Annotated in this window: 26 protein-coding genes and 1 pseudogene; 15 read left to right on the forward strand and 12 right to left on the reverse strand. The window is 33.1% G+C overall.

Annotated features, from left to right (window positions below; genetic code table 11):
- Positions 1 to 81, forward strand: coding sequence for a hypothetical protein (locus tag ACVYAD_RS10665; RefSeq protein WP_476424579.1), 81 nt, complete (start codon positions 1 to 3; stop codon positions 79 to 81).
- Between the two features lie 80 nt (positions 82 to 161).
- Here ACVYAD_RS10665 and ACVYAD_RS10670 read toward each other — a convergent pair whose 3' ends face one another.
- The 3 genes from ACVYAD_RS10670 to ACVYAD_RS10680 all read right to left on the reverse strand — a co-directional run bounded on the left by ACVYAD_RS10670 (position 162) and on the right by ACVYAD_RS10680 (position 1,643).
- Entirely contained in the window at positions 162 to 482 is a 321-nt protein-coding gene (locus tag ACVYAD_RS10670; RefSeq protein ID WP_476426338.1) for a hypothetical protein, read from the reverse strand.
- Between the two features lie 44 nt (positions 483 to 526).
- Positions 527 to 742 carry a hypothetical protein gene (locus ACVYAD_RS10675; RefSeq protein ID WP_476426339.1) on the reverse strand — a complete coding sequence of 72 codons (216 nt, stop codon included), beginning with the start codon at positions 740 to 742 and terminating at the stop codon, positions 527 to 529.
- 97 nt (positions 743 to 839) lie between these two features.
- Entirely contained in the window at positions 840 to 1,643 is an 804-nt protein-coding gene (locus ACVYAD_RS10680) for a hypothetical protein (protein WP_476426340.1), read from the reverse strand.
- A gap of 1,076 nt (positions 1,644 to 2,719) precedes the next feature.
- Between ACVYAD_RS10680 and ACVYAD_RS10685 the strand changes: the two genes are divergently transcribed.
- Positions 2,720 to 2,947: a hypothetical protein gene (locus ACVYAD_RS10685; protein ID WP_349658492.1), complete on the forward strand. Its 228-nt coding sequence runs from the start codon at positions 2,720 to 2,722 to the stop codon at positions 2,945 to 2,947.
- 492 nt (positions 2,948 to 3,439) lie between these two features.
- Here ACVYAD_RS10685 and ACVYAD_RS10690 read toward each other — a convergent pair whose 3' ends face one another.
- On the reverse strand, positions 3,440 to 4,363 hold the full coding sequence (locus ACVYAD_RS10690) for a VanZ family protein (protein WP_476426342.1): 924 nt from the start codon (positions 4,361 to 4,363) through the stop codon (positions 3,440 to 3,442).
- A gap of 534 nt (positions 4,364 to 4,897) precedes the next feature.
- Between ACVYAD_RS10690 and ACVYAD_RS10695 the strand changes: the two genes are divergently transcribed.
- Positions 4,898 to 5,200, forward strand: a complete 303-nt coding sequence (locus tag ACVYAD_RS10695; protein ID WP_476426344.1) for a YfzA family protein — start codon at positions 4,898 to 4,900, stop codon at positions 5,198 to 5,200.
- 219 nt (positions 5,201 to 5,419) lie between these two features.
- On the opposite strand, the gene ACVYAD_RS10700 is transcribed toward ACVYAD_RS10695, so the two are convergent.
- The 6 genes from ACVYAD_RS10700 to ACVYAD_RS10725 form a co-directional block, all read right to left on the reverse strand.
- Complete coding sequence (locus tag ACVYAD_RS10700) at positions 5,420 to 5,665, reverse strand: YkuS family protein (RefSeq protein WP_197143042.1); 246 nt, start codon at positions 5,663 to 5,665, stop codon at positions 5,420 to 5,422.
- Positions 5,666 to 6,000: 335 nt separating this feature from the next.
- The gene (locus tag ACVYAD_RS10705; protein ID WP_476426346.1) at positions 6,001 to 6,312 is read right to left on the reverse strand and encodes an RNHCP domain-containing protein; all 312 of its coding nucleotides are present in this window, start codon (positions 6,310 to 6,312) and stop codon (positions 6,001 to 6,003) included.
- 423 nt (positions 6,313 to 6,735) lie between these two features.
- Complete coding sequence (locus tag ACVYAD_RS10710; RefSeq protein WP_476426348.1) at positions 6,736 to 7,884, reverse strand: hypothetical protein; 1,149 nt, start codon at positions 7,882 to 7,884, stop codon at positions 6,736 to 6,738.
- Between the two features lie 354 nt (positions 7,885 to 8,238).
- A complete protein-coding gene (locus ACVYAD_RS10715; protein WP_476426350.1) occupies positions 8,239 to 9,387 on the reverse strand; it encodes a hypothetical protein in 1,149 nt (382 codons plus the stop codon).
- Between the two features lie 360 nt (positions 9,388 to 9,747).
- Entirely contained in the window at positions 9,748 to 10,899 is a 1,152-nt protein-coding gene (locus ACVYAD_RS10720; RefSeq protein WP_476426351.1) for a hypothetical protein, read from the reverse strand.
- Between the two features lie 292 nt (positions 10,900 to 11,191).
- Positions 11,192 to 12,400, reverse strand: coding sequence for a hypothetical protein (locus tag ACVYAD_RS10725; RefSeq protein WP_476426353.1), 1,209 nt, complete (start codon positions 12,398 to 12,400; stop codon positions 11,192 to 11,194).
- A 165-nt stretch (positions 12,401 to 12,565) separates the two neighbouring features.
- Between ACVYAD_RS10725 and ACVYAD_RS10730 the strand changes: the two genes are divergently transcribed.
- The 5 genes and pseudogenes from ACVYAD_RS10730 to ACVYAD_RS10750 all read left to right on the forward strand — a co-directional run bounded on the left by ACVYAD_RS10730 (position 12,566) and on the right by ACVYAD_RS10750 (position 14,973).
- Positions 12,566 to 12,760, forward strand: a complete 195-nt coding sequence (locus ACVYAD_RS10730; RefSeq protein ID WP_349658483.1) for a transmembrane Fragile-X-F protein — start codon at positions 12,566 to 12,568, stop codon at positions 12,758 to 12,760.
- Positions 12,761 to 12,775: 15 nt separating this feature from the next.
- Positions 12,776 to 13,072: pseudogene (locus tag ACVYAD_RS10735) on the forward strand (HAD family hydrolase); the annotation flags it as partial.
- A 9-nt stretch (positions 13,073 to 13,081) separates the two neighbouring features.
- A complete protein-coding gene (locus ACVYAD_RS10740) occupies positions 13,082 to 13,249 on the forward strand; it encodes a hypothetical protein (protein WP_476426354.1) in 168 nt (55 codons plus the stop codon).
- A gap of 114 nt (positions 13,250 to 13,363) precedes the next feature.
- A complete protein-coding gene (locus ACVYAD_RS10745; protein WP_476426356.1) occupies positions 13,364 to 14,104 on the forward strand; it encodes an alpha/beta hydrolase in 741 nt (246 codons plus the stop codon).
- Between the two features lie 281 nt (positions 14,105 to 14,385).
- Positions 14,386 to 14,973, forward strand: a complete 588-nt coding sequence (locus tag ACVYAD_RS10750; RefSeq protein WP_476426358.1) for a hypothetical protein — start codon at positions 14,386 to 14,388, stop codon at positions 14,971 to 14,973.
- 78 nt (positions 14,974 to 15,051) lie between these two features.
- Here the strand turns inward: ACVYAD_RS10750 and ACVYAD_RS10755 are convergent, their stop codons facing one another.
- On the reverse strand, positions 15,052 to 15,627 hold the full coding sequence (locus ACVYAD_RS10755) for an LOG family protein (protein ID WP_476426360.1): 576 nt from the start codon (positions 15,625 to 15,627) through the stop codon (positions 15,052 to 15,054).
- 124 nt (positions 15,628 to 15,751) lie between these two features.
- On the opposite strand from ACVYAD_RS10755, the gene ACVYAD_RS10760 reads away from it, so the two are divergent.
- The 5 genes from ACVYAD_RS10760 (at position 15,752) to ACVYAD_RS10780 (ending at position 18,619) form a co-directional block, all read left to right on the forward strand.
- Positions 15,752 to 16,069 carry a MazG nucleotide pyrophosphohydrolase domain-containing protein gene (locus ACVYAD_RS10760; RefSeq protein WP_386830581.1) on the forward strand — a complete coding sequence of 106 codons (318 nt, stop codon included), beginning with the start codon at positions 15,752 to 15,754 and terminating at the stop codon, positions 16,067 to 16,069.
- Positions 16,070 to 16,094: 25 nt separating this feature from the next.
- The gene (locus ACVYAD_RS10765; RefSeq protein ID WP_349658480.1) at positions 16,095 to 16,538 is read left to right on the forward strand and encodes a GNAT family N-acetyltransferase; all 444 of its coding nucleotides are present in this window, start codon (positions 16,095 to 16,097) and stop codon (positions 16,536 to 16,538) included.
- A 192-nt stretch (positions 16,539 to 16,730) separates the two neighbouring features.
- Complete coding sequence (locus tag ACVYAD_RS10770; RefSeq protein WP_476426362.1) at positions 16,731 to 17,249, forward strand: hypothetical protein; 519 nt, start codon at positions 16,731 to 16,733, stop codon at positions 17,247 to 17,249.
- 87 nt (positions 17,250 to 17,336) lie between these two features.
- Positions 17,337 to 17,912 (forward strand): suppressor of fused domain protein, encoded by a 576-nt coding sequence (locus tag ACVYAD_RS10775; protein ID WP_476426364.1) that lies wholly within the window; start codon positions 17,337 to 17,339, stop codon positions 17,910 to 17,912.
- A gap of 200 nt (positions 17,913 to 18,112) precedes the next feature.
- Positions 18,113 to 18,619 carry a hypothetical protein gene (locus ACVYAD_RS10780; protein WP_349658477.1) on the forward strand — a complete coding sequence of 169 codons (507 nt, stop codon included), beginning with the start codon at positions 18,113 to 18,115 and terminating at the stop codon, positions 18,617 to 18,619.
- 79 nt (positions 18,620 to 18,698) lie between these two features.
- On the opposite strand, the gene ACVYAD_RS10785 is transcribed toward ACVYAD_RS10780, so the two are convergent.
- Positions 18,699 to 19,871, reverse strand: a complete 1,173-nt coding sequence (locus tag ACVYAD_RS10785) for a multidrug effflux MFS transporter (RefSeq protein ID WP_476426366.1) — start codon at positions 19,869 to 19,871, stop codon at positions 18,699 to 18,701.
- 509 nt (positions 19,872 to 20,380) lie between these two features.
- On the opposite strand from ACVYAD_RS10785, the gene ACVYAD_RS10790 reads away from it, so the two are divergent.
- Both ACVYAD_RS10790 and ACVYAD_RS10795 read left to right on the forward strand, forming a co-directional pair.
- Positions 20,381 to 21,244: a GNAT family N-acetyltransferase gene (locus ACVYAD_RS10790; RefSeq protein WP_476426368.1), complete on the forward strand. Its 864-nt coding sequence runs from the start codon at positions 20,381 to 20,383 to the stop codon at positions 21,242 to 21,244.
- A 105-nt stretch (positions 21,245 to 21,349) separates the two neighbouring features.
- Positions 21,350 to 21,880 carry a GNAT family N-acetyltransferase gene (locus tag ACVYAD_RS10795; protein ID WP_476426370.1) on the forward strand — a complete coding sequence of 177 codons (531 nt, stop codon included), beginning with the start codon at positions 21,350 to 21,352 and terminating at the stop codon, positions 21,878 to 21,880.
- Positions 21,881 to 21,906 lie beyond the last annotated feature (26 nt).

Here is a 21,906-nt window from a genome sequence, read left to right on the forward strand (position 1 = left end):
ATTCATTTTTATAATTACGATCGTTATCAGAAACGATTAAACGGCTTGAGTCCTTTAGAATTTAGGGCTCAAGCCGCTTAATACATTTTTTATTATTTCCGCTGTCTACTTGACGGGGGGCAGTTCATAATTGCCGTCTTGGTCATTTTTCTAATTTTAGATTAAAAACTTACATAACTAACTTCATCACTATCGGGGTCATAATATTGAAAATCTCTTATTCCGTGTTTTTCCTGTAAGTATTCTTTTACTTTTTCTATATCTCTACCGAAAGTAGGAAATGGAGTGCTTCCGAATCTTATTAAATAGGGTCCATCTTCAGGTATAGAAGCGTATAGTATTTCTTTATCATCGTAGTGAAAATCGAGATTCCATCCTCTGTAACAAATCAAATAAGTTCCATCGTCTCTTAGTCCGCATTTGTCTTCATAGGGAACGATGTTAATATTACAAACTTTGTCATTAATTAAAAATGAATCCATGTTGCCGTTACTCCTTTATGAAATTATGTACATAATGCATTTTATTATTTTGTAAGATGATTATCATAGTATTCACCAAGCTTTTCAGCCACGCCTAATCCCATACGACTGATGTCGCTAACACCATCTACATAGCGTTTGATTGCCCCCTGTGTAAGTCCACACTCCTTAAAGATTCGATATGATGTATGTTCGCCTTCACCATTTTTAGCATCTTGTGCAGCCCTAACAACCGCCTCTACTTTTTCTGTAAGTTTCAATGCCTAACACTCCTTTTTTAAATACCATTATAAATCATATGAAATATAAATCAAATGATTTCTATATCAAAAGAAAAAAGCCACTCATTTGAGCGACTTATTTTAGTTTAGCTTGCAATATTGCAGAATCATTTTCAATACTACTGTGGTATGTGTACATAAAAGGACTATGACTATGTGATTTAGTGTGATCAACTAATTTCCCATCACCTGTAAATCCAAGTTTCTCCAGAATAGCTGATTGTTGCTGAATACTTAAAGTATTATCTACACTTTGTAATAATGCTTCGAATGCAATTTTCACTTCTTTATTTTGTGATGCAAAAGCATTCGATGAGACAGCAGCACTAATTTTTTCAAAGTGATTTTCTTTATTCATATCGATAAAGATAAAAATATCACTTGTTAATTCAATGCTATATCTTCCGGCTTCAATTAATTCCTTGTCTTTCATAGTGATATTAGAATTACTCTTAGTCTTGGCAATAATTTGTTTTAATGTTGATTCGTATTTGTCAACGGCATCAGTTGAAGCTTTACCCATTGAATTTGATACATCTTCAGCAATTTTTTCTTTTTGTTCTTTAGTCAGCTCTACTTGCTCTGTTATTAAACCATCTTCTATAATAGAATTTAATTTTCCATCTTTGAAAATAAGTGATACTGAAGAATCTTTATCTACGCCATTTTCTCCATCGTAGTTTAATTCCAATAATAAGTTGTCATTTTCTTTGGCATCTGGATTTTTCGATATGCCACCTACAATTTCTTTTACCTCATCAGGACTCATACCGTTTTCCAACTTTTTAAACTCATCTGGTGTAATTGTAGCAGTTTCTTCTTCACCACATCCAGAAAGTAATAATGCAGACATAGCGCCTATATAAAATAGCTTTTTCATTTAAAAATCCTCCCTCTATATTTCCATTTTAGGAAATTTGATATCGAAAGTACATATAAAAAACAGACAACTTTGTTTAGTTATCTGTTCCCTCATCATCTACTATCATCATTAGTTCGTTCATATCTGTTATCCCGAATGCGTTCACTAGTAATTAAATCGTAATTTAATACCGAATTACGAAATTGAATTACGAAATTGAATAACGAAAAAAGAAGGTGAAAAACAAATGGCATTCGAAATACCTAGCACAATACATAATATTCGACTCAGATATGGATAAGAGTGTGGAGGACCATATGGCGGTTCATTATTACGATTTAACAGAATCAGAAAGAGCTATCGTTTTCAAACTTGCATAGTGATAGTTCAAATTCAATATCAGGCGGATATTTTCTCGAATGAACCCGTGGACTTTGAGGAATTTGAGCAAACCACTGAAGAATTGCACTGCAAAGGGTGTAATTTTAAAGAATTATGTGTGTAGAATTGGAGCGAGTAATCAACTAATAAAAGTCATCAAACTCAAAAATGAAAGCGCCTTTAATTATCGGTGCTTTTTTATTATAAATAACGGGTTATAGTTTCATTTTTGGAGAAATATGCAACAAATCTAATGGTTTTATCGTTATTGTAGATAACTGTACTTTTTGTGGGCAGTATACGTTTTACAGCTGCAGATAGTTTTCCAGGAGATTTGAGTAGCTCTTCTTTAGTCATAATGAGTTTCGTGTTTTCTATCATGCATTTTGTTGTATTAACAATGTATTTACTTCTACATAATTTACTGGTGTCTTTATTTAAAATTAAGTTTCATTATAAGATTGCGTTGGTGTTCAATACGGTTGTTGCTGTCAGTTTAATTATTTACTTTATTAAAGTGTTTTTATATTGAGCTCTTAATCCTATCTTTAACAACATTTAAGGTTCTATAAATATGGAGTACAATACTGTGCAGTAAGAATTATTTAACAAAGCAGAGGCAAATGTCATACCTAACTAGGTGTGGCTTTTTATTATGCTCATATTTCTTGTCATTACAATCCATTCTATAGATAGATGGGAGGTGTTGACTTATGGAGTATGAGTATAAAGTGAAGTTTTACTATAACGAAGGTCATGAAGAAGAGTATAAAATCAAAAATAATATTGAACAAGAAACATTTACGGAAGAAATTTCTAATGGGTTCAATGAGAAGCCTTGGTATTCATTTACTGAAACAGAACATTATAAAACGATTTTAATTAGTACTATAGATGTTTACAAAGTTGTAGTAGAAAAAAACATTTTAGAATTTGATTAATCAAATGTATGTAGTCACATCTTCTAAAAAGATGTGGCTTTTTTTCTTTGAAAGGATGAAATAATTTTTAAGTGCGCTGTTATAAAGGTAGGATTAATTTCAAAATTTATATAGAATCAATTTTGCCATTAAAGCGCAAGAAAAATAACTGTTTCAATCAAAAAATTTTTAATATACAAATGTTTGATACATGATAGAAATTAGAGAGGCGATGTCATCATTGATAGCTTCAATGTGGATGCGATTCGTTAAATTTGTATTTGTACTATCTAAATTTCTAAAGTTAGTTGTCACAAAGTTTTTTTCGATTCAACAACGTTGAAATAAAAAATATACAATAAACAAAGTGAAACCCAAGTACTCAATAAAATTTTGAGCCTAAGCTTCACTTTATTTATGAAACGTAAGAGAACGTCCAGAATGGTATAAATAAGAACATTCTTCTACACTGTTAAGAAAGATGCAATTACTCCAATAACGAAATGAATCACTCTATTCCCACCAATGCTTCAGTTCTGTGAAGCCTACATCCCATAGCATTATATTACCTGTGATCATAATGGTCATTTCTTTAGCTTCGTAATATAACGGAATTTCTAATGGCATTTCAATTGTTTCGGATTCTTCTTTCAAATTCACTTCATTTTTTTTGAATATTACTTTTCCGTCCGTAATTATGGTCACTTCACCTATGAAATCCTCTTGATCGGGAATGCCAATGTTTAGAAAAAATAATAGCTCCTCTTTATCTTCAATAGTATAAGTATAGGTTTTGGTAGTATTTTCATTATTACTATATAAATTGAATTGAGGTTCAATTTTATGTCCAGCTACAGTGAAAGTCGGTACTTCGTTCGTTAGTGGTTTAGTTCCTGTGACTTCTTTAATAGCATGCAATGGTTGTACCGGACTAACTCGTTTATCTAAGACTTCAGAGACAATCATCACGCCAACTAACAGTATAATGGCAGTTATGGATGAAGCAATGAGTTTTTTTATAGTCAGGTTTGAAGTGAACCCAACTTTGTATACAACATATCCAATTGTTGCACCTATACTATTTGAAATAACATCATTTACATCAAAAGTCCCGAGATACGCTAAAGATTGAATCGTTTCCAATCCAAGAATCACAATAATGAACCATCCTATAAATTTTTTATAATTAATTTGATTGAGTAAAGGAAATAAGATACCAAAGGGGATAAATGCTGCTATATTTCCGAAATCATATAACCAAGAAAATGTAAATCTAGGGAAATTCAAAGGAACGCCTGATGGGACGAGCAGAAATTCGTAGCCGGCGCTTTTGTATTCTTCATAACCGTCAAGACGATTAAAGCCTAAGAACATGAAGTATAAGGTCAGACCTGTGTAAAGAAAAGTAATCACCATAATTAAATTTCGTTTTTTCATATTTTTATCTCCTTTTCATACGATACCGCTTGTCATTGTACGAACTACCTTTGGTCCTTAACTTTGAGATTGCCTATAGTACATAAAGCACTCCTATAGAATTTTGTGGCAGTATCATTATTGTAAATGGAAATAATTAATAATTAATAATTAATGAGGGTATTTATGAAGATTTCTTAAGAAATTGCAATAGAAAACTTTCTTTATTTGTTGTGAAGCAACGAAAAGGATTGGTTAATAGGGGAAGTATTGTAATTCAACAAGAAAATAAGTGAAATGAGGGTTAGCAAGCGCGTCTTTTTTCATTAAAATTTCTTGCTAAAATCATAAGTGGAATGATGAAAGGGTGTAAATATGTTGTATGTATCTAGGTCATTATTGGTGATTCATTACAAGGATTTTGTTTCACACAACAAAACATGTTGGATGGAATGGAAAAGGCAAACGGTGTTAAGTAGATTTGTTTAATATTGGTATTTAACCCTTGATTTTACGTATATGTATAAATAGAATTAAATAGAGGGAGGGAATTACTTGGCTAATAAACAACATCATACTCCATTTTTGAAAAAACCTTGGGTATCTTCTATTGGTGTATTTGTATTGTCACAAATAATTTTTATTACATTAGAAGCAATAGGGTGGGTTCCTAATTATCGAGATATTAGTGGAACGCTATTTGGACGAATTACTGAATCGCCAATTTTCAAAGAGTGGTTTACCTTTTATGAAACAAAAAATTTCAATTTACTTACTATCTTTTTTGGCATTGTCTTTCTTGTGCCCGGAATAATTGGTGCACTCAAAAACGTTTTTTCACCAAGCCTACAAAAGTAATACTTGTTCATGCCATATACATATGGAATTTGTAAAAATTGCTTCTGGGAAGATGATAGGCTTCTATTCACAAAGCCAATTCCGGATGCAATATGCCGAGGCATAATTGATATGCTTTGAATGGGCAAATATATTAATGTCCATTCTATAATCGACATAAATATTAAAAGGTGCTGCGCTATAGTCAACAAAGCTATAGCGACAGCACCTAGTTATTTATTAGTGGAAATATTTGTCGACACGTTGAAGTACTTCGTCAGCAGAAAGACCATCAGCGTCAATAACAGGTCCCGCCATGACAGGATCGCTAATTCCCATGATATCTCGATCTTGCCCAGTGATTACACAAGCATCACATTTTTTTGCATCCTCTTCAGTACGAAGCTGAATAACTTCATAACCTTTTGCTTTTAAAGCGTCTTCAACGTTTGTTAATGATTGTTCTACACCAATTATTCTAGTCATTATTCTTCCACCTCCTATATGTAATGTGTCATATAGGATTGCTAATTATTCATTACATTCATTTTTTTGTTATACATAATAAAAAACGCGTCTAATTTGAATTGAATCTAAATCAAAGAATAAAATTTAATGTTAGGAGGGAAGTACAAGATAGTGTTTTCTTTGTACCGAAATAAAAGGGACTTATATTTATAGTGTTTTCGGAAGATGGGATAATGGTAGTTCTTCTTATATTTTTGCTATAGAAGTAAAATGAATACGATAAACATTGGATTATTATGAAAAAGAAAGACACATTGAAGTTTATTTCCAATGTATCTTTTATAAATAATTAACTAAATAATCGATTGCATAAAGTGAATAATTTGATCCTCTTGAATGGAATCAACAGCAACTTTATTTCGACTCTTTTTTTGACATTTTGTACATTGATGGATAAGTTGAAAGCCTTTTTTGCCAGTATAATCTACTGCAATTGGTCTCATCAAACCTTTACAAGTACTCGCTCTGTCACCAGGAACATTATCCATATGTTTCGAAAATAAACAATTTGGACAATGATTTCTGAAGCTGCCGTTGCTTAATGGTTCAACCATCGTACTACAATTTTCACATTGAAATGCTGTATTCTCATTTTTTCTACTCAATTGCTCTTCCTCCAAATGTTATTTCAACATTGAAGGAAGGGTTCCGTTTTCTTTTTCTGCAATAGCAGTAACAGGCTTTTATAGGGAATGTACGAATTCACCGTCTTGCTCTTCAAAACGATTACTTCTAGTTCCTGCTTCACAAAGACTTTTTTCATCCTTTGATCCGGACCACGATTGATTTTATGCTTTTGTGTCAACCACTGTAAGACGGACTGCTCCATCTTCCACTAGTAGGTGTTCACCTATAATCACTGACTTCGGCATTCGTCCCCTAACGAGCAATTGTTTTGAATAAATCAAACGTCAATCTATCACCCCTTAAAATATGGTATTTATTTAAAGGATAACAAATATATTGAAATATTTAAATAGTCTGTACTTGGTGGACGGAGCAAACTTTTGAGTCCCCGATTCTTTTATTTATTGAGGAAGGTAATCTTGGCCGTTAATTGTTATTTTAGAAGCAGAGATTAGAATAGCTTTAATTGCTTCAAAATATGGCTCTAATATATTGTAAAATGCTTCCCATTTTTCTTCAATCTTTGCTGAATCTTCTTTTCTATCTAGCTTTAAGATTTCTTCATAAAGTTGTTTTAATTGTTTGCTATCTGCTTTATTAACTTTGAATTCAAAGCTAGACATATATTCTTCAAACGTTTGAGGTATTATGAATTCACCAAGGATGTCGTGGAATTCAGCCCAGATTTTACCAAATAAATCATAGTTCTCTTCTCTTTCGGCTTTACGTACATCTGCATAAATATTTTTAAGTTTTGTTATAGTTTCAGCAGGGATATCTATTAAGTCCAAGCGTCCGATATATTCTTCAAACGTTGGAGTTGGATAAAGCTCATCAAGATATGGTTGGAGTATTTTATTGAATCCTTTCATTTTTTCCTTAGCCTTTTCATCTTGACCATCTTTTTCAAGCTTTACCCATTCTTCATAAATAGATTTAAGTTCTTTTTTATCATTTTCTGCAATAACTATATTGTTCTCATTAAATCCGTAGTCTTCTAGAAACTCTTCAAAAGGTTGGGGCTGCCAACTAGCTAAATAATATGGCTTCGTGATTTTATTCATTTCTTCATAAATTTTATTCATTTCTTCATATTTCTTTTCAGCCTCATCCATATTTTTCACATTTGAAGCTTCTTTTTCTAGCTTCTTCACTTCACTAAACATTTTTTCTAATTTTGTTAGCTCATCATTAGGTACATTTTTAGGCAAGTCTTTTTTATAAACTTCGAAAGTGTAGAAGTCTAAATAATCCTCTACTACTCCGCCTTCAACTGTGATTTCCTGTCCTTCTACTAAGTTCATTTGTTCTAGTTGCTCGTCAGAAAATTTAAAGAAACTGATGAAGTAGTTTTTACCATCTCTGGCTTTTAAGTTAATCCCGTCTCCGTGGACGCTTTTAATCGTTCCAGTAACTTGTTGTTCGATTTGAACAGTAACACCATTTGTTGGTTCTACTGCAGTAGCCCCTGCTTGAAGTGGCGTCAGAACAGCCATTCCTATTGTTAGTGCTGATGCAATCATCCAAGTTTTTTTAATCGGTTTTTTCATGAACGTATCTCCCTTTTTTTTACTTTGGAACTCTTTGTTTCCAATATTTAGACGAATTACCAAATATAAAGGTTCGTTATTTTTTGGGAAAGATACAATTTCCCAAGATTTCATGTTGAATGTTTAAATGGGGTATAACAATAAAGCTTGGGCAGTAGCAATAGTACAAGGTACATATTGTTGGAAATGAAGGTGTTAATCAATTCCACCACCAGCTTATGAATGACATCGGAGTAGAAAGGGGAGGTATATTTATCGTATTTCAGGAAGGGGGGCTAAATTATTGTAGAACCAGCAAAAAGGGGAATCCCAACAGTCTTATTCATGATTGTTGAGACACCCCGATTGTTTTATTTATTGTGGTAGGTATTCTTGACCGTTAATTGTTAGTTTAGAAGCAGAGATTAAAATTTCTCTATTTGCTTCAAAATATGGCTCTAAAATAGTGTGAAATGCATCCCATTTCTCTTCAATTTTTGCTTGTTCTGCTTTTTTATCTAGCTTTAAGATTTCTTCATAAATCTGTTTTAATTGCTTGCTATCCGCTTCATTAACTTTGAATTCATAGTCTGCCATGTATTCTTCAAATGTTTGAGGCTTTATGAACTGTTCAATGATGTCATAGAATTCCCCGTAAAGTTTATCTTGTAAGTCATAATTGTGATCTTTATCTGCTTTTTGGATATCCTCATAAATAGTTTTTAGTTTTGCTAAAGTTTCAGCAGGGATATCTACTAAATTGAATTCTTTCATATATTCTTCAAATGTTTGAGGTGGATTAAGTTGTTCAAAATATGGATCGAGAATTTCGTAAAATTCATTCATTTTTTCTGTAGCCTTTTCGTCTTGACCGTCTTTTTGAAGTTTTACCCATTCTTCATAAATAGCTTTAAGCTGTTTTTTATCATTTTCTGCAATAACTATATTTTTTTCACTAAACGGAAATTCTTCTATATATTCTTCAAATGGTTGAGGCTGCCAATTAGCTAACATATACGGCTTTGTAATTTTATACATAGCTTCATGAACTTTATTGATTTCTTCAAATTTCTTGTCAAACTCTTCTTCTGTCATTTCACCCGACAATTCTTTTTCCAACTTCTTCACTTCATTAAACATTTTTTCTAATTTTGTTAGATCTTCTTTTGTTACTTCTTTAGGCAAGTACTTTTTATAAACGTCGAAAGTGAAGAAGTCTGAATAATTCTCTACTACACCGCCTTCAACCGTGATTTCCTGTCCTTCTACTAAGTTCATTTGTTCTAGTTGTTGTTCAGAAAATTTATAGAAACTGATATAGTAATTTTTACCATCTCTACCTTTTAAGTTAATCCCGTCTCCGTGGACGCTTTTAATCGTTCCTGTAATTTGTTGTTCGATTTGAACAGTAACACCATTTGCTGGCTCTACTGAAGTAGCTCCTGCTTGAAGGGGCGTTAGAACAGCCATTCCTATTGTTAGTGCTGAAGCAATCATCCAAGATTTTTTAATTGGTTTTTTCATGATCATATCTCCCTTATTTTACTTTGGAACTTGTTGTTTCCAATATTTAGACGAATTACCAAATGAAAAGGTTCGTCGTTTTTTGAAAAAGTTGAAAAGTTTCAAACATTCCATGTTAAGTGTTTAAATAGTTAACATTAAAGTTTGAGCAGTAACTATTGGTCAGGGGAGATAAATGGAGATGAGATTTGCCATAAAAATTGAAAGTAGTGTTTTTTCCACACTGGCTAAAGAAGGTTCTTCTTATACTTACAATGCCGATAGACTTTGAATAAATCCCCAAAAATTGTTGTGGAATCAACAAAAAGGGGAATCCCAACAATCATTTTAATGATTGTTGAAACACCCCGATTCTTTTATTTATTGTGGTAGGTATTCTTGGCCGTTAATGATTAGTTTAGAAGCAGAGATTAGAATTTCTTTATTTGCCTTAAAATATGGCTCTAAAATAGTATCGAATGCTTCCCATTTTTCTTCAATTTTCGCTTGTTCTTCTTTGTAATCTAGCTTTAGGATTTCTTCATAAAGCTGTTTTAATTGCTTGTTATCCGCTTCGCTAACTTTGAATTCATAGCTGTCAGCCATGTATTCATCAAATGTTTGAGGTTTTATGAACTGACTAATGATGTCATAAAATTCCTCGTATAGTTTATCTACTAAGTCAGTATTGTAATCTTTTTCTGCTTTTGGTATATCCTCATAAATACTTTTTAGTTTTGCTAAAGTTTCAGCAGGGATATCTACTAACTCGATGTTTTCTAGATATTCTTCAAATGTTTGAGGTGGATGAAGCTCTTCAAGATATGGATTGAGGATTTCGTAAAATTTTTCCATTTTTTCATTAGCCTTCTCCTCTTGGCCATCTTTTTCAAGTTTTAACCATTCATCATAAATAGCTTTAAGCTCTTTTTTATCAACCTCTGCAATAATTATATTTTTTTCTGCGAATCCAAATTCATCCATATATTCTTCAAACGTTGGAGGCTGCCAATTAGCTACTGTATAAGGTCTTGTAATTTTATACATCTCTTCATAAACTTTTCCAATTTCCTCAAATTTCTTGTCAAACTCTTCTTCTGTCATGTCATCTGAAAATTCTTTTTGCAACTTCTTCACTTCATTAAACATTTTTTCTAATTTTGTTAGCTCTTCATTTGTTACTTCTTTAGGCAATGACTTTTTATAAATCTCGAAAGTGTAGAAGTCTGTATAACTCTCGACTACACCGCCTTCAACTGTGATTTCCTGTCCTTCTACTAATTTCATTTGTCCTAGTTGTTCTTCAGAAAATTTATAGAAACTGATATAGTAGTTTTTACCGTCTCTACCTTTTAAGTCAACTCCGGATTCGCCAATGCTTTTAATCGTTCCTGTAATTTGTTGTTCGATTTGAACAGTAACGCCATTTGCTGGTTCTACTGAAGTAGCTCCTGCTTGAAGGGGCGTTAGAACAGCCATTCCTATTGTTAGTGCTGAAGCAATCATCCAAGATTTTTTAATCGGTTTTTTCATGATCATATCTCCCTTTTTTAATTTGGAAATTACCATTTCCAATATTTAGACGAATTACCAAATAGGGAGGTTCGTCGTTTTTTGAAAAAGTTTTAAAAATTCCATATTAATAATGAGTGTGTTAATAATTTTCACCACCTGCCTTTGGATGCATCGAAGGAGAAGGGTGAAGGGGGGAATCTATCATATTTATGGAAGGAAGGTTTAAAGGAAGTTCTTTAATTGTGGCATCAACAAAAAAAGGGATCCCAACAGTCATGTTAATGATTGCTGGGACTCCCGATTCTTTTGCTTAATGTGGTAGGAATTCTTGGCCATTAATTGTTAGTTTAGAAGCTGAGATTAGAATATCTTTATTTGCTTTAATATATGGCTCTAAAATAGTATTGAATTCTTCCCATTTCTCTTTTATTTTCGCTTGTTCTTCTTTTTTATCAAGCTTTGAGATTTCCTCATAAAGCTGTTTTAATTGCTTGCTATCCGCTTTATTAATTTTGAATTGATAGACAGCCATGTATTTTTCAAACGTTGGAAGTACTCTAAACTGACCAATGATGTTATAGAATTCCCCCATAAGTTTTCTCATTAATTTGGAATTGTCATCTCCTACTGCTTTTCGGTAATCTTCATAAATAGTTTTTAGTTTCGCTAAATCATCAGCAGAGATATCTAAATTAATGCCTTCAATGTATTCTTCAAATGTTGGAAGTGGATGACGAAGTTGGAGATAATATGGTTTGAGGATTTTGTCTATTTCTTCCATTTTTAAATTAGCCTCATCTATTTGAACATCTTTTTCAAGCTTTACCCACTCTTCATAAAGGGCTTTGAGCTCTTTTTTATCATTTTCTGCAATAATTATATTTTTTTTACTAAGTCCGTAAATTTCTAGATACTCTTCAAATGGTTGAGGCTGCCAACTAGCTATCGTATATGGCCTTTCGATTTTATACATAGCTTCATAAATTTTTGTGATTTCTTCATATTTCTCGTCAAACTCTTCTTGTGTCATTTCACCCATTTCAGCCTGCAATTTTATTTCCAACTTCGTCAATTCATTAAACATTTTCTCTAATTTTGTTAGATCTTCATTGGTTACTTCTTTAGGCAATTTCTCATTTTTATACACTTCGAAAGTGTAAAAGTCTGTATGACTCTCTACTACACCGCCTTCAACTGTAATTTCCTGTCCTTCTACTAAGTTCATTTTTTCTCGTTGTTCTTTAGAAAATTTATAGAAACTGATATAGTAGTTTTTACCGTCTCTACCTTTTAAGTAAACCCCGGATCCGTCAAGGCTAAAGCTTTTAATCGTTCCTGTAATTTGTTGTTCGATTTGAACAGTAACACCATTTGTTGGTTTTACTGAAGTAGCTCCTGCTTGTAGAGGCGTTAGAACAGCCATTCCTATTGTTAATGCTGAAGCAATCATCCAAGATTTTTTAATTGGTTTTTTCATGATTATATCTCCCTTTTTTAATTTGGAAATTAAAATTTCCAATATTTAGACGAATTTCCAAATGAAAAAGTTTCGTCATGTTTTGAAAGAAGTTTAAAAGTTTAAAATGTTCCATATAAGTGCTTAAATGGTTGTATAACAATTAAATTGAATGGCGAAATTTAGATATCTATTATTTTATATTCCAATTTGATAGGTGGTGCGAACTTGGGAATTGCTGAAGTTTTAACAATTGTATTTGTAGTATTAAAACTTTCGGGTGTGATTGCATGGTCATGGTGGTTAGTTCTTTTGCCAGCGATCATATCTTTTAGCGTGTATGCATTGATTTTGGTGATGAAGTTAGTAATGGTGTTAATAGCCGTAGTGGCAGTGAAAAAACGTAGTCGAGGAATTAAATAAAAGAGACGGATACTAATGATTAAAGCTGTGATTTTTGATTTAGATGGAACATTGCTAAATCGAGATAGTTCTGTTCGCTCATTTATAGATCAGCAATACGAGCGTTTAATACCACATCTATCACATATTTTAAAAGAAAATTATGTTCATCGCTTTATTGAGTTCGATAATCATGGATATGTATGGAAAGATAAAGTCTATCAGCAATTAATCAAAGAATATTCTATCATGTTGTCTTCGGAAGAGATGTTAGAGGATTACTTACAGGAATTTAAAAATCATTGTGTTCCATTTGAACATTTGAATAGTATGTAGCGCAATTTGAAAAAGCAGGGCCTAAAACTTGGTATGATAACGAATGGAAATCGACTAATGCATTATCCTACTAGTAATGTCCAGATAATAAAATCAACTACAGCATACAATATCGTTGCTCAAGGTGCTGGCTGTAAAGTAGTAGATTATTTCACAGAAGAGCTACTGCCATGAAAAGTAAGTGCTAATAACAAAACGATTGGATGTTATACTTTCATGGAATTTTAAAAATTCGATGTTCAGCTTTTTAATTAAAGCCAAAGAATAAGTTAGTGAGGTATTAAAATAATGATGAAAATAGTACCCCCTAAGCCTTTTTTCTATAAAGGTGGAGAGAAGGCCGTTTTACTTTTACATTCTTTTACTAGCAATACTATTGATATGAAAAAGTTAGGGAAGTATTTACAAAAGAACAATTATTCTTGCTACGCACCATTATATAGTGGGCATGGTTTAACAGCAGAAGAACTTCTCACATTTAGACCATCAGATTGGTGGCAAGATGTCCTAAACGGTTACCAGTTGTTGAAGAATGAAGGTTTTGAAAAAATAGCTGTGATTGGTCTTTCTCTCGGTGGTGTGTTTGCATTAAAAGTTGGTCAAGAGTTGGAGATTAATGGTGTTGTGACAATGTCAGTGCCAACAAACAGGGAAGCTGCTTTTCTACAGAAGCGTGTCTGTCATTATGCAAAAGGATACAAACAACTCGAAGGGAAAAATGAAGAGCAAATAAATTTAGAAATGAAACTTCTTCAAAATATGTCGATCGATTCATTAGTTGAGTTCCAACAGCTAATTAGTACAACGATGAATAAATTAGCACTTGTAACCTCACCAATTCGTATATTATATGGTGAATTAGATGAGCTGTTGTATAAAGAGAGTGCAGAGGTGATTTTTCAAAACGTTGCAACGAATCATAAAACAATAAAGGGGTATCCGAACTCTAAACATTTAATGACAATAGGCACGGACATTAACGACGTGAACAAAGATATTCTTACATTCTTAAATGATTTAACTTGGTAGTTTTAATGAAACTTTAACTAACAGTTAAGAAGGAGTAAAGCTGTTCCTTATTAATATTTTTGTATGTATGTGCCTATTAAGCTTTGTAAAAAAGATTGATCACAGTTTGATTGAAATCACCTCGCTAGTTATTCTTAGAGGTGATTTTTATGTTGGATATGTATGTTAAAATTGATTTGAAGATTGTTAAGAAATGTACTTAAACTAACGTTGCAGTTTAAGATAGAAGGGACACATGTGCATTAAAACGCATCTTGATTCAATAAGGGAAAGTGATGAAAATGAAAAAAATTAGTTTGATTTTGTCCTTAATGTTTTTTTCAATGGGTTTATTTGGCTGCCAACAAAACAATGACAAAAAGGTTGATAATGCAACGCTTAATACCGAAAACTTGGGAATGAATGCGGAAGTCACTGAGGGAGACTTTGTTTACCGACTTGTAACAGAAAAAGCTGAGTATGGTGAGAATGAACCTTTAAAAATATATGCAGAACTAGAATATATAGGTGATAAGGAAGAGGTTAAAATATCTCATGCTGCTTCGCCATTTTATTTTCCGATGGTGGAGACGACACGAAATTATGAAATTAGTTACCGTATGGAGGAACCGGCATTAAGTACAGTTATTTTTAAAGGAGAACCACTTCGTACAGAATATAGGGGGAGTGGCGGTTACGGTTCGCAGGACAAAAAAGAATATATCGAATTTATGAAGCGAATTATGAATCAGGAATTTCCAGAGGGACAATATGTTGTAAATGGTATGGCTGACTTTAATGTTATCGCTAACGAGGAAACAAAACAGAAGAAAGAATATAAACTAAAAGCACAAATTGAATTTAGAGTCAACAACATGAAAAACAGCTGAATGCATATGTTCAGCTGTTTTTTGAGTATGTAAGGTAGTAATGAATTTTTAATAGAATTCATACAATATCCTCTTAGCTCATTTATTTGTTTGATATGTTTTGACTGCAGGAGGAACATAGGCTGCACATTTATCTAGTAGAGCCACAACCTCTTCATCTACAAGTAGGGCATTTCTAGATTGGGCTTGTAAAAATTGTTCGTTTTGCATATGGTCAAATAACCCAATGAGTAAATCATAATAATGATTGATATTTAAAATACCACAAGGCTTTTGCAGAAGACCGATTTGATTCCAAGTGAATACTTCGAATAATTCTTCTAGCGTACCAGGTCCTCCAGGTAAAGCAATAAAGCCGTCAGCTAGTTCCATCATTTTGCTTTTACGTTCATGCATAGAATTGACGACAATTAGCTCTGTTAAATGCTTATGAGAAATTTCACGCTCCTCTAACAACGTCGGAATAACCCCAATGACCTTGCCCCCTTCACGAAGAACCGTGTCAGCTACTGTACCCATCACACCAACACTCGCTCCGCCATAAATTAACGTAATATTCCGTTTTACTAGTTCTTTTCCTAGAAGAATAGCCCCTTCTTTATATGCTTCAGAAGCGCCGATGCTCGATCCGCAAAATACTGCAATACTATTCATAATGGTTCCTCCATATCTGAGTTTTTTCCGCAATAACGGTTAGTGAAGTGGGGATTAAAAACTTCACCGATTCACTTTTATAGTATAATTTAATTTTAAGAGGAATGAAATGGAGGAAATGGAAATGGAATTAAATCAGTTTCAAAAATTCGTGAAAGATTACTATGATGCTCGTGGTTGGTCTGATTTAAGTATTTTTACGCGTATTGGCTTTCTAGCTGAAGAAACTGGGGAAGTAGCAAGAGCTATACGAGCGTTGGAAATTGGTAGGGATCGACCAGATGAAAAGATTCAATCCTATGAAGAAAATAAGCAAGAATTAGTAGAGGAGCTTGGAGATGTTTTAGGGAATATTATCGTGATTGCTAATAAATATGATATTTCACTTGAAGAAATTTTTTCAGCTCATCAGGATAAGCTAATGGAGCGTTATAAAGCATAGAGATACATATGGAAAGGGGAAAGATATGGATTATCAAGTAGAGATTTTATTAGAAAATAACGATGATTTTACTACGTTTTTAAATACAAAGATTAGAGAGTACAACGATGAACATTCACCGTATCATAAAGAAAGTAGAAAAAAAGGTTCTGTTCGTCCGTTGAATATAATCGTAACCGATTTTCAACAGCAATGGATTGGCGGTATCACTGCTGAGGTTTATTGGGGGTGGGTAGAAATCAATAAGTTTTGGTTTAGTCAAGAATTCCGTGGAAAAGGTATTGGAGGACAGCTACTAGCGAAAGCTGAAGAAACAGCCAAGCAAATGGGTGCTACGAAGGCATTGTTAACTACCTATGATTTTCAAGCACGTACGTTTTATGAAGCAAGGGGTTATCAAGTAGTAGGAGAAATAAAAGATTATCCTCCTGGCAGTAGCTATTTTACCATGGTAAAAACACTGATTTAACTTCTTTAATATGGGGGGTGTCAAATGAAAAAGAGCCCCCTTGAATACATAAAGATTGCAAGGTTTGTTATAAGTTAACGAAGCATAGAAATTATAGAAAATAGGGAGCGGGTTTATATTAGTATAAAAGGTAAAAGAATCAGTTGGGTATTAGGAGGATTCGTTGTAATAACTATTGGTTTTATTTCTTTAATGACTTGGTTTTATCCATACTCCTCTTTCAGTGTAAAAAAAAGTTATGCCTACCATCCAGATAGGGTTTTATATAGCGGTAAAAGCTATGAAGCAATCCTCAGTGAGTTTAAAGAATCCTATCAAAAAGATTTAAATGCAGATATAGATAACGAATATCCAAATCTTACGATAAACCGAACACAATATGTACTGCCTATTTTTGAACAAGATTGGTTAATGAGTAAAGATTCTATCCCATTTGATGCAATGAAATTAGACAAGATGCTTTTAGATGTAAAACAAGTTCGAGAGGTTTTGTTAGAACTTGTTGTACAAGTGAATTATACAAGTGAAGAAAGAGATTATTTGGTTAATAATATAAAAACTCTATTATCATTAGAAGATAATATTACTCAATTAAAAAATGACAAGTACTTGTCCAGACAGGAACTGAAAATTCAATTTCATAATCTATACGTAGAATATATACATAACTTTGATTTATTTGTGACTTTTTATGAAAGGTCACGCCATTGAGGAGTGTTTTTCAACGAACGGTGCAGGTAAGTAGAATAAGAATATGTGATAATATGAGGAAAATACATAAGTAATTGGGGGATTTTGGTGAGCGTATCAATAGAAAACAAACAAATTGCTCAATTAGCACTGAAAGCATTTGGGGGTAAATCTAAAGTTTTTAAATATTGGGATAAAAATAACGAAAGTTCAATAGATATTCTTTCATCTAAAGACATTAAATTTGCTGATGATGTAATGTCATTTTCTACAATTGGTCTTTCTGATTTTTCGATTGGTTATGAAAACAATGAATTAACGTTAAGAGTTGAATTGGTAGGTGCAAGTGATTTTGAATGCTTTCCTAACATACTTGGTACGTGTGCGTTTAATATAATTAATTCTAAATTTGAATGCCATCCTGGTGCAATATATAAAGATGTAGTTAATATGTATTTGCCAAATAGTTCTATGAAACATATTTTATTTACAAGTCCATTTTTATGGGAAGATAAATTGCAAACAGTAAATTTCGAAAAAAAACAAGTTACATGGTTAATGATTATTCCCATCTCAGAAGAAGAAAAAAGTTATGCAGATAAATTTGGAGTTAAGACTTTAGAAGATATATTCGAAGAGAAACAAATCAACGTGTTTGACTTAGAGCGAAATTCAATAATTTAAATTCTAATTGAACTAACGTGGAGCTTTATTTGAATAAGATAGACAAACCAGAAGCAATAATTTGAAAAAACACCCATTATTAAAGAATTTAAGGGCATTTGTAATCTCTTCTTTCAGATGATTGATCTGAAAAATATATGGTTGAATGATGACTAAAAAATCGCGCTAATGTCAACCTTATAATAAAGGGGAGATTTAGTGTGTATTCGATATCAAACTTTAAATTACTTGTAGATAAGCAGGCAGAAATTGATACTCTTCATCAAAATTGTGATAATTTAATACAGACAACTGTAACACCTAAAATGGATGCGGAAGTCAATACATTGTTAGATGCCATTAATAAAAAATTAACTGAACAAGGCTTTACCATTACAGTGACATCTACAGGACTAATCGCAAATTATAATGAAGCAGTTATCAATGTTGACAAGCATTCGAAAGATTTGGAAGAGTGCTTTTTCATTAATTTGAATAGTTATGCGGAGGATCAAGTTTCCCTTGTTTTAGACGTTTCCGATACAATGATGCCAAAGATCTCTAATAACCTTGATGGCTATTCTGAGATTATCGAGCAAATGACCGATACATTAAAGTACGCAAAAAGTCTTGAAAAAGCTTGTACTTCACCAAAGTTTATTTATAAAACGCAAAGCAATATTATTTTTCATTCGGCTGAAGAAGTAGTCAATTATTATTTTCAGTAAATAAAAGGCCACCCTAATAGATATATAGGGTGGCCAGTAAAGGAAGCGCTATTGATTTATATATTCCCGCTACAATAGTTTAATCAATAAATTTTCTTCCGAATATGAAAAGAATCATCGTTAAAATGAAGAAATATAGTGGCATAATTATCAAAGAACCAGTATGCAGGAAACTCATACCTGACGTTATGCAGCTTACGAGTAAGTAATAGCCTAAGCTGAAAATCGCGCCAGCTGTCCCGATAACGTCCTGAAAGTTGACAAGCGCAAGGCTTAGGCAATTAGGTAGAGCAATTCCTGATCCTAATAATGTAATAAAAATGGTCACTAACATGCCTATTAGTAAGACGATAGTAGGCAATGGTAATGTACTAACGATTAGTAGTAATAAAGCGCCGACAGTCATAACCAAACAACCGAGATGAATAACTTTTTCTGGCTGATATTTGTTGACTAGTCGTTTAGAAATCATGGCACCGATAATAGAGGCGAGAGCCACAATTATACCAAGAAATCCATAAAGTCCAGGGGATAAATTGAAGTGGTCAATAAAGATAAAAGGAGCTTCAGCATAGTAACTGAATAACACACCATTTATCCCACCAATTAGTAACCCAAAGACAAGAACCCGTGGAGATGAAATCATTCGTTTTACAACTGGAAAAATAGCCGTTCTTTTTCTAGTTGATTGTTCTGTTGTTTCAGGAAGTCTGAAATAAGCATAGATAAACAACAAAATACTCATCGCAACGAGTACAAAGAAAACAGCTCTAAAACCAAGTGCTTGATCGACCCAACCACCAATCAGCGGCCCTACAGCAGGAGTAAACGCAATGACTGCAGAAATTTGCGCAAACATCGCATGTCTTTTACTGCCGGATACACTTTCTCGCAAAATGGTTTGCGTAATAATGGAGCCTGTCGCTGCCCCAAAAGCTTGAATAAATCTACTTACTAATAGAAAAGTGATCGTTTCTGCGTAAAAACACATGAAACTTCCAATACCATAAAATATTAAACCGCCTAGCATGGCCGGTCTTCGTCCAATAAAATCAGAAAGCCATCCCCAACAAAAGACACCGATAGCAAACCCTATAAAATAAATACTTAAAGTTAACTGTACAGAGCGATTTGAAGCATTTAATGCATTTGAAATATCAGGTAGAGATGGTGTATAGATTGTCTCACTAATCTGTGGAAAAGCTACAAGAACAATCATTAATAACAAAGATGGTGCTACATGTTTTTTCAACTTATTGCCCTCCTACAAGCAAAATCTACTTCTTTAGAAAAGAGTAGACGTAGCTAGGGAAACGGCGGGACCATTATAAGTATTCGTTCATAAGATGTCATTTTCAATCACCTATATATGCTAAAAGTAGGAGTGCATAGTCTAGCTTCTATTATATAGATAATTGTAATTTTTAAAAGGCATATATAGAAATAATTTCAATATTTAGGTTCTATACCATACCTTGTGGTTGATTTCCGTTCCGGCTGGGCGCTTTGTCGCTGCCGCTTTGCTTTCGCGCAGAAAACATTTGTCGTTGCCGCTTTGCTTTCGCGCAGAAAACATTTGTTGTTGCTGCCGCTTCGCTTTCAAACAGGATAAAGGCTTCCTTGGCCTTTTTCAAATTACAACGTTTAAAAATGTCATTTCTAACTTTTGATGACGAATCTGAATTTTTTTAAAAAATAAACTTGTGCATAAAAGGGTATACATATAAAATAGAAACAAACGTTCTTTATTGGGAGAGGGAAATGACTACATTTAATCAATTACATTTAGTAGTATTCGAAGAAAATGATATTACAGGATTAATTGCACTATCTAACTCTGTCGGATGGGATTACGATGAATTTGAAATTAGAACAGTGATGAAGTCTGGTGAAATATTTGGGCATAAAAATGCTGAGGGGGAAATTGTTTCAAGTGCGGCCATTATCAGATATGATTCAAATATAGCTTCTATAGGCATGGTTATAGTGCATGAAAATTACAGAGGGCTTGGCCTTGGGAAAGTAGCTACTCAAAAATGTATTGAAAGTGTTTCAGAATATACGGCAATTATGCTCGTCGCAACGGAAGAGGGTGTACCGTTATATAAGAAAATGGGCTTTGCCACTGTTGATTATGTACATAAATATCTGAGTAACAACTTTTTCAGTGACAAAAACCTAGCCTGTAACGAGTATACAATTGAAGATTTTCATGAGCAAAATTTTGCCGATATTGTCAGCTTAGATGCAGTAGCCTTTGGAGTTAAAAGAAGTAATTTTCTACAGAATAGAATAAAACAATCGAAGCAATGTATCGTTATGAAAGATTCTCATGGGGAAATTATAGGCTTTGGATTATCCATTTTAGGACCACTTAATCTAATTTTAGGCCCTATTATTGCGCCTGATTCTCTAACAGCTAGTCTCATCATTAATACATTAGCGAAGGATCATAATGGAAAATTAAGAATAGATGTACCATCCGGTCATGCTAAATTTCTAAAATGGTTAGAGCAAAGTGGTTTTACAGAGGTAAATAAACCTCCAGTGATGATTCTACATACTGAAAAAATGCCAACTAGAAATGATACACTATTTGCTATAGCTGCACAAATTTTTGGATAAAACATATAAACAAAGTGAGCACACGTTTTATTGGGTGTGCTTTTTTGTATTAAAGGATTTTAACGGGAGTGTGGAGAATAAATGTAATTAAAGGGGGAGAAGTTTGTGTTTCCAAATTTAGAGACCGAAAGACTTATTTTAAGAGAGCTGACGCAGGATGATGCGCAAAGCCTTTTCAATTGCTTTTCTAATGAAGAAGTTACCCGCTATTACGGACAAGAACCATTTATAGAGTTACAACAAGCAGAAGATTTAGTGGACTTATTTTCAAAAAACTTTGCCGCAAAAAAAGGGATAAGATGGGGCATTGAGAGGAAGGGAGAAAAGGGTATAATCGGGACAATTGGTTTTCATGCCTGGTCGCCTATACATAGACGAGCAGAAATCGGTTATGAAATTCATCCTGATTATTGGCGAAAAGGATATACGCAAGAAGCGGTTACCGAAATTGTGTCGTATGGCTTTCAAAATATGGGGCTAACTCGTATAGGTGCTGTTGTATTTATTGAAAATGAAGCCTCGAATAAGCTGCTAACTAAAATAGGCTTTCAAAAGGAAGGAATTCTTAGAGATTATATGTATCAAAACGGGCTGGCACACGATACATTTGTCTATTCCATTTTAAATAATATATAAGGGATCATTTCTTCCACCTCAAAATT

Source organism: Lysinibacillus sp. G1-3, assembly GCF_056322905.1.

Coding starts and splice junctions, on each gene's coding strand:
- ACVYAD_RS10680 (WP_476426340.1), bottom strand. CDS start 1,643: ATGAAAAAGCTATTTTATATAGGCGCTATGTCTGCATTATTACTTTCT.
- ACVYAD_RS10685 (WP_349658492.1), top strand. CDS start 2,720: ATGGAGTATGAGTATAAAGTGAAGTTTTACTATAACGAAGGTCATGAA.
- ACVYAD_RS10770 (WP_476426362.1), top strand. CDS start 16,731: ATGACTTGGTTTTATCCATACTCCTCTTTCAGTGTAAAAAAAAGTTAT.
- ACVYAD_RS10670 (WP_476426338.1), bottom strand. CDS start 482: ATGGATTCATTTTTAATTAATGACAAAGTTTGTAATATTAACATCGTT.
- ACVYAD_RS10715 (WP_476426350.1), bottom strand. CDS start 9,387: ATGAAAAAACCAATTAAAAAATCTTGGATGATTGCTTCAGCACTAACA.
- ACVYAD_RS10710 (WP_476426348.1), bottom strand. CDS start 7,884: ATGAAAAAACCGATTAAAAAAACTTGGATGATTGCATCAGCACTAACA.
- ACVYAD_RS10745 (WP_476426356.1), top strand. CDS start 13,364: ATGATGAAAATAGTACCCCCTAAGCCTTTTTTCTATAAAGGTGGAGAG.
- ACVYAD_RS10790 (WP_476426368.1), top strand. CDS start 20,381: ATGACTACATTTAATCAATTACATTTAGTAGTATTCGAAGAAAATGAT.
- ACVYAD_RS10755 (WP_476426360.1), bottom strand. CDS start 15,627: ATGAATAGTATTGCAGTATTTTGCGGATCGAGCATCGGCGCTTCTGAA.
- ACVYAD_RS10750 (WP_476426358.1), top strand. CDS start 14,386: ATGAAAAAAATTAGTTTGATTTTGTCCTTAATGTTTTTTTCAATGGGT.
- ACVYAD_RS10760 (WP_386830581.1), top strand. CDS start 15,752: ATGGAATTAAATCAGTTTCAAAAATTCGTGAAAGATTACTATGATGCT.
- ACVYAD_RS10765 (WP_349658480.1), top strand. CDS start 16,095: ATGGATTATCAAGTAGAGATTTTATTAGAAAATAACGATGATTTTACT.
- ACVYAD_RS10690 (WP_476426342.1), bottom strand. CDS start 4,363: ATGAAAAAACGAAATTTAATTATGGTGATTACTTTTCTTTACACAGGT.
- ACVYAD_RS10700 (WP_197143042.1), bottom strand. CDS start 5,665: ATGACTAGAATAATTGGTGTAGAACAATCATTAACAAACGTTGAAGAC.
- ACVYAD_RS10720 (WP_476426351.1), bottom strand. CDS start 10,899: ATGAAAAAACCGATTAAAAAATCTTGGATGATTGCTTCAGCACTAACA.